Here is a 10,780-nt window from a genome sequence, read left to right as displayed (position 1 = left end):
TGACGGGCCGTTCTGCGTTTCCGGGATCCCAAAGGGATCATCCCTTTGGCGGGTCCAGGGCAGAGCCCTGGAAGATCTCAGGGCTCCGCCCCGACACCCTGCCCAAGGGACTGGTCCCTGGGGGATCCCGGCACCGCGGTTCCTCGCGGAGATGGCTACAGGCCTTTCAGCGCCGAGATCGACGGCATGCGGCGGGGCGCGGTCCTGGGTCCCTGTCTCGCGCGCTGCGGCCGAACCGGCTTCCCCTTCGGCCGAGAGCGCTCTAGGAGGCGCGGCAGCGCGGATCCTCGCGCCTGTCCGGAAGCCCCCATGCGAAGCCTGCGCGTCATCGGCATCGGCACCGGCAACCCGGAGCACCTGACGCTCCAGGCGGTGCGGGCGCTCGCGGAGGTCGACGTGGTCTTCGCCCTCGACAAGGGGGCCGAGACGGCGGACCTGCTCGCCCTGCGCCGGTCGATCTGCGCGGCGCATATCGCCAAGCCCCACCGCTTCGTCGCGCTGGAGGATCCGGCCCGCGACCGGCGGCCCGCCGATTACGGCGGCACGGTCGAGGCCTGGCATCAGGCCCGGGCCGACCGGCTCGAAGAGGCGATCCGCGATCAGCTCGGGGCAGGGGAGGTGGGCGCCATCCTGGTCTGGGGCGACCCCTCCCTCTACGACAGCACCCTGCGCGTCCTGGAGCGCATCCGCGCGGCCGGCCGCCTCGACCTCGCCTGGACGGTGATCCCCGGCATCACCAGCGTGCAGGCGCTCACCGCCGCCCATGCCATCCTGCTCAACCGGATCGGCGCGGACGTCCTCGTCACCACCGGGCGCAACCTCGCTGCCCAGGGCCTCACGGCCGACAGCACCGTGGTGATGCTCGACGGCGATCCAAGCTTCGACCAGTTCGACCCGGATCTGACGATCTACTGGGGTGCCTATCTCGGCTCGCCCGACGAGATCCTCATCTCCGGCCGGCTCGGTACGGTCGCGCCCGAGATCCGGCGCCGGCGCACCGAGGCCCGCGCCCGCCACGGCTGGATCATGGACACCTACCTCCTCCGCCGTCCCTGATCCCGGGGTTCGAAGGGGATCATCCCCTTCGCGGGTCCAGGGCGGAGCCCTGGGGCTTCAGGCCAGGGCTCCGCCCCGGCACCCCGCCAAAGGGACCTGTCCCTTTGGAATCCCGGGACATAACGCGTACACGGCGCGCATGCTGCAGCTTCGGGATTATCAGCGCGCGAGCCTCGACGCGCTCCAGGCGGCGTGGGGCGGGGCAGGGGGCTCCCGGCTCCGCGACGGGCTGATCGTGCTGCCCACCGGGGCCGGCAAGTCCCTGGTGATCGCCGCGCTGGCCCGCGAGAGCCTCGAGCGGGCGCCCGAGGCCCGCATCGTCGTCGTCACCCACAGCCGCGAGCTCATCGCGCAGAACCATCGCGAGCTCGTCGCCTCCTGGCCGGAGGCGCCGGCCGGCATCTTCTCGGCCGGGCTCGGACGGCGCGAGGCGGGGGCGCAGATCCTCGTCTGCGGCATCCAGTCGGTCTGGGACAAGCTCGACGCGATCGGCCCGCGCGACCTCGTCGTGGTCGACGAGGCCCATCTGATCCCGCGCGCGGCCGAGACGCGCTACGGCCGCTTCCTCGCGGGCCTGCGGGCGCTGCGTCCGGAGATGCGCGTCGTCGGCTTCACGGCGACGCCCTACCGGCTCGACAGCGGGCGCCTCGACGAGGGGGAGGGGTGCCTGTTCGAGCGCATCGTCTTCGAGGCGAATGTCGGCGACCTGATCCAGCGCGGCTGGCTCAGCCCCCTCGTCTCCAAGGCGACGCTGACGGCGCTGGACGTGAGCGGCGTCGGCCGGCGCGGCGGCGACTACATTCCGAGCCAGCTCGAGGCGGCGGTGAACCAGGACTGGATCACCCGCGCCGCGGTGGAGGAGATGGTGGGCTACGGCCGGAGCCGCCGCGCCTGGCTCGCCTTCTGCGCCGGCCTCGCCCATGCCGAGGCGGTGCGCGACGCGGTGCGCCGGGAGGGATTCTCCTGCGAGACCCTCTCCGGCGAGACCCCGCGGCGCCAGAGGGACCGCCTGGTCGCGGGGTTCCGCGCGGGCCGCATCCGCTGCCTGACCTCGGTCGGCGTGCTCGCCACCGGCTTCAACGTGCCGGAGGTCGATCTCGTCGCCCTGCTCCGCCCGACCCAGAGCACCGGGCTCTACGTGCAGCAGGTCGGCCGCGCGCTCCGGCAGGCGCCGGGCAAGACGGACGCGCTGATCCTCGATTATGCCGGGCTGGTGCGCATGCACGGGCCGGTCGACATCGTCACCGCCCGCACCGCCGCCCAGGTGCGCGGGCGGGAGGGGGCGGTGCGCGCCAAGCCCTGCCCCGGCTGCGGCGCGCTCATCGCCCTCAACGCCTCCACCTGCGAGGCCTGCTGGGTCGAGCCCGACGCCGAGGAGGCGGGCGAGGCCAGGCACGAGGCGGCCGCCGAGGATGCCCTGCCGATCCTGTCCGAGCCGGTGACGCAGGCGCTTCGGGCGCGTGCCTCGGCACCGTGGCAGCCGGTGACCGGCTGGGCGCTCGAGGCCTCTCCGGGCGGCCTCGCCATCGCCCTCGCCTGCCCGGAGGGCGGCCACCGGGTCCGCCTCGATCTGGAGGCCAGCGGCTATGCGCGGGAGAAGGCGGTGCTGTGGTGGCGCGGCCTCGGCGGCGGGCGCGACGCGCCGACGAGCGCCGACGAGGCGCTGGCACGGCTGGACGAGCTGGAGCGGCCGGCGAGCCTGCGGCTGCGCCCGGCCGGGCGCCTCAACACGGAGTTCGGCCTGCGCTTCCCCGACGGGCGCGTCTTCGCCGACACACGGCGGGCGGAGGATCTGGCGGCCTGATCGAAGCCTGACCGGGGAGGGGGCCTTGAGCCGCCCTCGCCCGGTCTGTCCCTCAACGGCAGGCTGGTATATACAGATCCGTGTAGACGGGGTGCCCCATGGCGCGGACACGCATCTTCCGATCCGGGAACAGTCAGGCCGTCCGCATCCCTCGGGAATTTCGCCTGAGCGGGACCGAGGTCGAGATCTTCCGGCGCGGCGGCGAGATCGTGCTGCGGGAGGTGCGGGACCCGGGCCTCGCCGCGGCCTTCGAGCTGCTGGCCGAGCTTCCGCCCGAGATCGACGATCGCGCGGATGCGCCGCCGCAGGAGCGCGAGGGCCTGTGAAGCCCCGCTACATGCTCGATACCAACATCTGCATCCACATCCGCCGGAGCCGGCCCCCGGCGGTCCTGCGCCGCTTCGCCGCCGCGGAGCCCGGCAGCGTCGTGATGTCGGTGATCACCTATGGCGAACTCGCCTACGGGGTCGCCAAAGGCGGGGACGCGGAAGCCGGGCGGCGTCTGGCCGCCCTCGCCCGCCTCATTCCGGTCCTCGCGATGGAGGACCGGGTCGGGCCGCTCTATGGGCGCCTGCGCGCGGACCTCGCCGCCGCGGGCCGGCTGATCGGCGGCAACGACCTCTGGATCGCCGCGCATGCGCGCGCAGCCGATCTGACGCTGGTGACCAACAATGTCCGGGAGTTCGAGCGGGTCGAGGGACTGGCGATCGAGGACTGGACCGCCGAACCGGCCTGATCGAAGCCTGACCGGGGAGGGGACCTTGAGCCGCCCGTGGCCCTCAGGACGGGCCCTGCCCGGCCGGCGCGCCGGGCCGGACGAACAGGCCGGCCTTCAGGCTGTCGCCGATGCGGTGGGCCCGCGCGATCAGAGCGTCGGCGATTGGAGGCGCGAAGCGCGCCTGCGCCGTCTCCGCGAACAGGCCGAGCCAGCGCTCGAAATGCGCGGGCGTGAGGATGCCGAGGGCCTGATGGCGGCCGAACGGATTGCCCTTGTAGCCGCCGGTCTTCAGGAGCACCGAGGACCAGAAGGCCTGGATCGTCGCCATGTGCCGCGGCCAGTCCGCGTCGGGGATCGCCGCCGCGAAGACCGGGCCGATCAGGGGATCGCGCCGCACGCGCGCGTAGAAGGCGTCGAGGAAGCCGGCGAGGCTCGCCGCGTCGAGGACCGTGTCGGGCATCGTCGCGTGGCATGCCAGCGGCGATGGGCGAGGGCAAGAGCTTTCGGGAGGCCAAAGGTTTTCAGGAGGCCGAGGGTTTTCCGGGGGTTGGAAGCCCCCTCACCCGGCCGTAGGGCCGCTTTGGTTCCATAATATATCTTATGCGAATGGGATGGTGCCGGATCCCTGGCCGTCCTATGACCCCTGAGACACCCTGGCACGCGACCCTGGCCGGGTGTCTCGTGGGGGCGCGGATGGCAACGCGGCGCGGCTTCCCGGTCCCGGCCGCGCCGGGCCCCTCCCCTGCATCGGCCGCAGCCGCGATCGGCCGCGATGGGATCACGCTGCGGAGCCGCCATCGCCGGGCGACGGCGTCTCCCGGGTCAGGAACCCGATATCGGCCGCGACCGCCTTCAGGCGCTCGGGCTCGCGCTCCTTGCGCTCGGAATAGCGGTCGACGAGGTCATCGGCCCGTCCGCGGGTCAACAGGGTGAACTTCATCAGCTCCTCGCACACGTCGACCACGCGGTCGTAGAGCGGCCCCGGCTTCATCCGGCCGGCCTCGTCGAACGCTTGGTAGGCCATCGGGACCGAGGACTGGTTCGGAATGGTGATCATCCGCATCCAGCGCCCGAGCAGCCGGAGGCTGTTCACGGCATTGAAGCTCTGCGAGCCGCCCGAGACCTGCATCACGGCCAGGGTCCGTCCCTGGGTCGGGCGGACCGAGCCCTCGCTGAGCGGCAGCCAGTCGATCTGGGCCTTCATCACCCCGGTCAGGTTGCCGTGCCGCTCGGGGCTGACCCAGACCTGGCCCTCCGACCAGAGCGAGAGGGCGCGCAGCTCCTGCACCTTCGGGTGATCCGCCGTCGCGTCGTCGGGCAGCGGCAGGCCGTGGGCGTGAAAGATCCGGACCTCGCCACCCATCGCCTCCAGCAGGCGCGCCGCCTCGTAGGCCAGGAACCGGCTGAACGAGCGCTCCCGCAGAGAGCCGTAGAGGATGAGGAAGCGGGGTGCGTGGGCAAGCGGCGTCGACGCCGCCCCCCACTCCGCGACCGGCACCACGAAATGTGCCTCGGAGAGGCTCGGCATCCCGTCGGAGAACGGCTGCTCGGGCTTGTTCACGGCACCTGATTCCTCTACATTTCAACAGACGTTGATCTGTAGGTCATCCGATGGACGAACGGCAAGCCCTCGCCGCCTTCGCGGCGCTCGGACAGGAGCACCGGCTCCGGGCCGTCCGCGCCCTGGTCACCGCCGGCCCGGACGGCCTCGCGGCCGGCGTGCTCGCCGAGACGGTGGGGGTGGCCGGCAACAACCTGTCCTTCCACCTGAAGGAGCTCTCGCATGCCGGGCTGATCAGCGCCCGGCGCGCGGGCAAGTCGGTCATCTACAGTGCCGCCTATGCCGGCCTGTCCGACCTCGTCCAGTTCCTCATGCGCGACTGCTGCCAGGGCCACCCGGAGGTCTGCGCCCCGGCCGTGGCCGCGCTGGGCGCCTGCGACTGCGCCACCGGCGACATCGCCCCTGCCTGAGGCGTCCGCCGTCGGCATCGACCACCACCCCGCCTGCGGCACGTCCCGGACCACCCTGGCGATGATGCGAGACGGCGGCGGGCTCTTCGTGGACGGCCTCCTGCGCGCGCCCCGTGCCGGCGGATCAGGCGGCGTCCCGGAGCTTCCGCTCGATCAGATCGACGAAGGCGCCGACATTCTCGAGGGATCCGATCTCGGCCGTGCCGAAGCGCAGGTCGAAGGCGGCCTCGACGGCGAGCACCAGGGCGATGTGCGAGACCGAGTCCCATTCCGCGATGTCGGCGGCCGTCGATCCCCGTTCGAGGAGGATCCGCTCGTTCTCGAACACGTCCCGGGCGACGTCCTGCAGGCGGATCAGTACGGTCATGCTCAGCTCGTCGTGCCAGTCATCGTGCCGGGAGGAAGCGGGGACGCCGCCGAGGCGTGAGGCCGGGCGGCCGGCCGGCGCGCGCGGCGGCCTTCGGATCGCGCGCGCAGGTCGGCCAGGGCCGGATGCCCGGCCAGCGCCCGCAGATCGACCTTGCCGTTGGCGTTGAGCGGCAGCGCGTCGAGGACGATCAGGGCCTGCGGGATCATGTAGTCGGGCAGGGATCCCTGCAGGCGTTCCAGGACGGCGGCCGTGTCGAGCGGCGCTCCGGCGACGAAGCCGACGACGCCCTCGGCGGTCCCGCCCTCGGGGGCGGGGAGCGGGAGGACGGCCACGAGATCGCGGCCGGCCGCCGCCCGCAGGGCGCCCTCGATCTCCAGCGTCTCGACCCGGTAGCCCCGGATCTTGATCTGGTGGTCGACGCGGCCGAGGAAGTGCAGGCCGTCGCCCGCCTCCATCCGGCCGAGATCGCCGGTCCGGTACCAGCGCGTCCCCTCGACCGTCAGGAACTTGTCCGCGTCGAGCCCCGGCTGCTGCCAGTATCCGCGCGTGAGCTGCGATCCGGACAGGCAGATCTCGCCGACGGCGCCCGGCGCGGCGGGCCGGCCGCCGTCGTCGAACAGCGCCATCCCCTGCCCCGCGAAGGGCCGGCCGATCGGCAGGACCGTCGCCGGATGATCCGGCCGGTAGGGGCCGTGGCTGATGGCGATCGTGGCCTCGGTCGGGCCGTAGAGATTGTGGATCGCGCTGTTCGGGGCGGCCCGTGCCCAGAGGCGCGCGAGGGAGGCGGGGAAGGCCTCGCCGCAGAACAGCGAGGCGCGCAGGCTCGGCAGGCTGCCCTCCCCCAGGATCCCGGCCTGATGCGCGATGCCGATCGCGGAGGGGACGGACAGCCACTGCGTCACCGCCAGCTCCTGCACGAAGCGGGGGGCGAGCGGGGTCGCGTTCTCGGGGACGCTCACGATCGCAGCGCCGTTCGTCCAGGCCGCGAACATGTCGTGGGCGGACAGGTCGAAGGTGAGGTCGACCAGCTGGATCAGCCGGTCCTCCGGCGTCACCGGGGCGATGGCCGCGACCCCGGCGAGGTAGGCCCCGACATTGGCATGGGTGATCGGGACCCCCTTGGGCGCGCCGGTCGATCCCGAGGTGAACAGGAGATAGGCGCGGTCGGCCGGCGACGGGGCGGGCCAGGCGGTGCGCCGCGCCGCGGCGGCGTCGAGATCGTCGACGGCGAGGAACAGGGTCCGGGCCGCGGACCGGGGCGTGTCGCGCTCCGGGGCCAGCACGACCGCGAGGTCCGGCGGCGGGGCCGCCAGCATGTCCGCGAACTGGACGGCGCATCTGCGGTCCACGATCAGCGCGCGCGCCCCGGAGGCCGCCAGGATGCTGCGGTTCCGGTCCGCCGGGTAGCGCGGATTGAGCGGGACATAGGTCGCGGCCGCGCGCAGGGCCGCCGCGATGGCCGTATAGGCCGTGACGGTGCGGGAACTCAGGATCGCGACCCGGTCGTTCGGCCGGATCCCGCCGGCGATCAGCGCCGCCGCCAGGGTGCCGGCCGCGTCCCAGAACTCGGCGAAGGTGCGCGTCTCGCCCCGCGCCCACAGGGCGAGCCGGTCGGGAAACAGGCGCGCCGACCGGGCGAGGGCGGCGGTGAGCGTCTCCTCGGACGCCGCGGCCGAGTCGCTCGCTGCGTTGGCAGCCGGCCCGCCCCGGCCGGCCTCAGGGCTCCCGGAGCGGGAGAGGGGGGAGAGACTGGTCACCGGTCCTCATCCCCCTGCCCCACCACCTGCACCGCGCAGCATTCCGCAGCGTCGTCCGCCTCGGTCTCGCGCCGGACGAAGCGGGCCAGCTGCTCGGTCAGCTCGCCGCTGACGCGTTGAACCGCCGACCATTGCAGGTGGAAGGCGTCCCAGAAATCCGCGCTCTCGAGCTCGGCGTCGCGGAAATCCACCAGCAGGTTGCCGTCCGTGCGGAAATGCGGCTCCGCCTCGTCGACCACCGTGTCGAGATGCATCGCGGCGTCGGGATACTGGGCGAGGTATTCCGGGCGGGCCGGCATCACGACGACGGCGAGCTGGCGTCCGCGGGCACGGATCTCGTTCGAGAACTGCTTGAGCTCCTCGACGCAGCGCGCATCGAACGGCAGGGGGCCGTAGCGCAGGCCCCGGTCGGAGACCTGCATCGGGCTCGACCCGAACGCGTCCAGCCAGCGGCCGCCGGTGAAGGGCGCGGTCGCCTCGGGCCAGATCCGGGAGGCCGCGTAGTAGCGGGCCAGGGTCAGGTACTTCAGGTAGAAGTACACCTCCGCCTGCTCGCCGCGGATATAGGCCTTGGCGTCGTCGGGCCTGAAGAGCGTGCCGTTCTGGCTGCAATCGCCGAAATCGGTCAGGCTCGTCAGCATGACGAAGGTCGAGGCGCGCGGGAACAGGTCCAGGTAGAGCCGCGTCAGCGCCCGGGTCTGGTGGACCGCGAGCAGGCCCGTCGCGCCGTTCAGGAAGCTCGCGCCGGTCCCGGCCGAGAAGGCGGCGCCGTCGATATGCCGCCAGGTGATCGAGGAGCCGACCGCGACGACCTGCGGGTCGAGATCCGGGCGCTGCCGGAGGAAGCGGAACTTCTCGTTGACCGATTCCACGCTGGAGATCGCGGGGGCGATCAGGTTCTGCGGCCTCAGGCGCATCGCGGTGGCGAAGCCGCCGGCGAGGACCGCGATGGCGAGGAAGCCGCCGACACACAGCCCGAGCAGGTAAGCCCTCATGCGCGGCCCTCTAGAAGGTGAAGTAGAGGAATTCGGCCGGCGCCTCGCCGAGGAGGCGCAGCAGGGCCACGCACAGGATCGCCCCCGCGAGCGCGCCGTGCAGGAACCGGACCCGGCCGTGACGCCCCGGCTCGAAGGTGGCCGCGAGGGTTCGCCACGCGTCGAGGCGCTGGCACGGGGCGAGCCCGAGCCATTGCTGCGTGTTCGGCAGGGCCCAGACGATGAACAGCCCGAGCAGCAGGAGCTTGGAGCCCTCGGGGGAGGCGGTGCCCGCGGAGGCCTCCGCCAGCCCGGCGAGGCCCGCCAGGACCCGCATCGCCTGGCCGAGATCCTGCGCCCGGAAGAACACCAGCGCGACGGTCACGCCGAGGAAGGTCAGCCCGATCCCGAGCGGGCGCGGGATCCGCAGGCCGCGCAGGCCGTTCAGGGTGCCGGTGCCGAGCCGCCAGGCCCGGTTGCCCACCAGCATCAGGCCGTGCAGCAGCCCCCACGCGACGAACTGGAGGCCGGCCCCGTGCCAGAGCCCGGACAGGGCCATGGTCAGGATCGTCGGGGTGGCGATCAGGTGCAGGAACGGCCCCGGCTCGAAGGTCGAGCGGCGCAAGCCCCCCTTCCCTGCCCTCAGGCGCGCCCGGGTGAGATGCAGCGTCACGGGGTTGTAGAGATAGGTCGTCAGGAAGCGGGTCAGGGTGATGTGCCACCGCTCCCAGAATTCGATGACGCTCGCCGCCTTGTAGGGCGAGGCGAAGTTGAACGGCAGCCGGATGTTGAAGATCAAGGCGATGCCGATCGCCATGTCGGAATAGGCCGAGAAGTCGAAATACAGTTGCAGGGCGTAGGAGATCGCGCCGGACCAGGCCAGCCCGGCCGGCGGATAGGCCCCCTGCCCCGCGAGATCGAAGGCCGCGTTGGCGGCCGGGGCGAGGTTGTCGGCGAGGATGACCTTCTTGAACAGGCCGATGGCGAAGGCGGATAGGCCGAGGGCGATGTTGCGCGCCTGCGGCGCGTAGGTCGCCGGATCGCGCCATTGGCCGGCGACCTCGCCGTGGCGGACGATGGGGCCGGCCAGGAGCTGCGGGAAGAACGTCGCGAAGGCGCAGTAGTGCAGCAGGTCGCTCTCGCGGCTGACGCCGTCATGCGCATCGACGAGATAGGCGATCTGCTGGAAGGTGTAGAACGAGATGCCGAGCGGGATCGCCACGGTCGCGACCGTGACCGGCGCGGCGCCCGATAGCGCGTTGACGAGGTCGGCGAAGAAGCCGGCATATTTGAACCAGGCCAGCACGCCGAGATTTCCGGCGATCGCGAGCCCGAGGAGCGGGCGCGACGGCCGGCGGCCCAGGATGCGGCCGGCCGTGAAGTTCCAGGCGAGCGAGGCCAGAAGCACCAGGACGAACCAGGGATTGGCCTGGCTGTAGAAGACCAGCGACGCCGCGACGAGCCAGGCCAGGGCCAGGGCCGGCCTGCCGCTCCGGCCGATCAGGAAGAAGCCCGCCGCGGCGCAGGGCAGAAACAGGAACAGGAAATGCGGGGATGCGAACAGCATGGCGACGGCCCCCCGCCGGCCGTATGACAGGTCAGGGCGACGTGAAGCACGCCCCGGCGATCGCGGCATTCCGTCGTGATGTGGATCTGAATCTGCCGCTCAGGATCGGAAATCTGGGCGGTTTGTGTCCCGCGAGGGCGGCTTGGAAATTGATACCTGTCAAATAAAGGGCGCAAACCGATCCGCGAAATTTCGCTATCGGACGCCTGAAAAGCGGGATTAAAGCCGCCTTTCATTCGTGTCGCGCCGGTCGAATGCAAGGATCCGATGTGTCGGTGCCGGTGGAGAGCTGTTCTCGATCGTGTCGCGATCGGCTCTGAGCCACCGATGGGCCGGCGCGATCCGGGGCCTGACCGGAGTTTTGCTCCGCCGGGGAGCGCGTTCACGGTGGCAGCATTGGCCCGCGATTGACAGTCAACGATCCGTGATCCCGGAAGCGCCCCCGCCGAACCGAGGTCCGGCAGGGGAGATCCTCCGCCGCTCCGCAGGCGCCGCCTCCGGCCCGGGCGGGCCGGCGCCTCAGCGCGGGGCCGGCGCCGGGGTTGGGGCGGGCGCCGGTGCCG

The 10,780-nt window shown here is 72.1% G+C and carries 11 protein-coding genes; 5 read left to right on the top strand and 6 right to left on the bottom strand.

The window, feature by feature from the left end:
- Window positions 1-309: 309 nt before the first annotated feature.
- The 4 genes from cobF (at window position 310) to MET9862_RS26400 (ending at window position 3,596) form a co-directional block, all read left to right on the top strand.
- On the top strand, window positions 310-1,056 hold the full coding sequence (gene cobF, locus MET9862_RS26415) for a precorrin-6A synthase (deacetylating) (protein WP_142585918.1): 747 nt from the start codon (window positions 310-312) through the stop codon (window positions 1,054-1,056).
- 139 nt (window positions 1,057-1,195) lie between these two features.
- Window positions 1,196-2,860: a DEAD/DEAH box helicase gene (locus MET9862_RS26410; RefSeq protein WP_142585917.1), complete on the top strand. Its 1,665-nt coding sequence runs from the start codon at window positions 1,196-1,198 to the stop codon at window positions 2,858-2,860.
- A gap of 98 nt (window positions 2,861-2,958) precedes the next feature.
- Window positions 2,959-3,186 carry an antitoxin gene (locus MET9862_RS26405; RefSeq protein WP_142585916.1) on the top strand — a complete coding sequence of 76 codons (228 nt, stop codon included), beginning with the start codon at window positions 2,959-2,961 and terminating at the stop codon, window positions 3,184-3,186.
- A complete protein-coding gene (locus MET9862_RS26400; protein ID WP_142585915.1) occupies window positions 3,183-3,596 on the top strand; it encodes a type II toxin-antitoxin system VapC family toxin in 414 nt (137 codons plus the stop codon). Before MET9862_RS26405 ends, MET9862_RS26400 begins: the two co-directional genes overlap by 4 nt.
- Before the next feature lie 43 nt (window positions 3,597-3,639).
- Here MET9862_RS26400 and MET9862_RS26395 read toward each other — a convergent pair whose 3' ends face one another.
- Window positions 3,640-4,038: a group III truncated hemoglobin gene (locus tag MET9862_RS26395; RefSeq protein ID WP_142585914.1), complete on the bottom strand. Its 399-nt coding sequence runs from the start codon at window positions 4,036-4,038 to the stop codon at window positions 3,640-3,642.
- Window positions 4,039-4,356: 318 nt separating this feature from the next.
- Window positions 4,357-5,139 carry an arsenical resistance protein ArsH gene (gene arsH, locus MET9862_RS26390; protein WP_142585913.1) on the bottom strand — a complete coding sequence of 261 codons (783 nt, stop codon included), beginning with the start codon at window positions 5,137-5,139 and terminating at the stop codon, window positions 4,357-4,359.
- Window positions 5,140-5,189: 50 nt separating this feature from the next.
- Here arsH and MET9862_RS26385 point away from each other — a divergent pair, with 50 nt between their 5' ends.
- Window positions 5,190-5,549: an ArsR/SmtB family transcription factor gene (locus MET9862_RS26385; protein ID WP_142585912.1), complete on the top strand. Its 360-nt coding sequence runs from the start codon at window positions 5,190-5,192 to the stop codon at window positions 5,547-5,549.
- A 124-nt stretch (window positions 5,550-5,673) separates the two neighbouring features.
- Here MET9862_RS26385 and MET9862_RS26380 read toward each other — a convergent pair whose 3' ends face one another.
- From MET9862_RS26380 to MET9862_RS26365, 4 genes are read right to left on the bottom strand one after another with little or no spacing between them, the layout of a single operon-like run.
- Complete coding sequence (locus tag MET9862_RS26380) at window positions 5,674-5,916, bottom strand: acyl carrier protein (protein WP_142585911.1); 243 nt, start codon at window positions 5,914-5,916, stop codon at window positions 5,674-5,676.
- Window positions 5,917-5,918: 2 nt separating this feature from the next.
- On the bottom strand, window positions 5,919-7,676 hold the full coding sequence (locus MET9862_RS26375; protein ID WP_142585910.1) for an amino acid adenylation domain-containing protein: 1,758 nt from the start codon (window positions 7,674-7,676) through the stop codon (window positions 5,919-5,921).
- A complete protein-coding gene (locus MET9862_RS26370; protein WP_142585909.1) occupies window positions 7,673-8,671 on the bottom strand; it encodes a hypothetical protein in 999 nt (332 codons plus the stop codon). The genes MET9862_RS26375 and MET9862_RS26370 overlap by 4 nt, the downstream gene beginning before the upstream one ends.
- Before the next feature lie 10 nt (window positions 8,672-8,681).
- Entirely contained in the window at window positions 8,682-10,217 is a 1,536-nt protein-coding gene (locus MET9862_RS26365) for an MBOAT family O-acyltransferase (RefSeq protein WP_142585908.1), read from the bottom strand.
- Window positions 10,218-10,780: the final 563 nt, after the last annotated feature.

The organism is Methylobacterium symbioticum, from assembly GCF_902141845.1.
Lineage (GTDB): Bacteria > Pseudomonadota > Alphaproteobacteria > Rhizobiales > Beijerinckiaceae > Methylobacterium > Methylobacterium symbioticum.
Note: the sequence above shows the minus strand (reverse complement) of the source record. Positions and strands in the feature narration are given on the sequence as shown.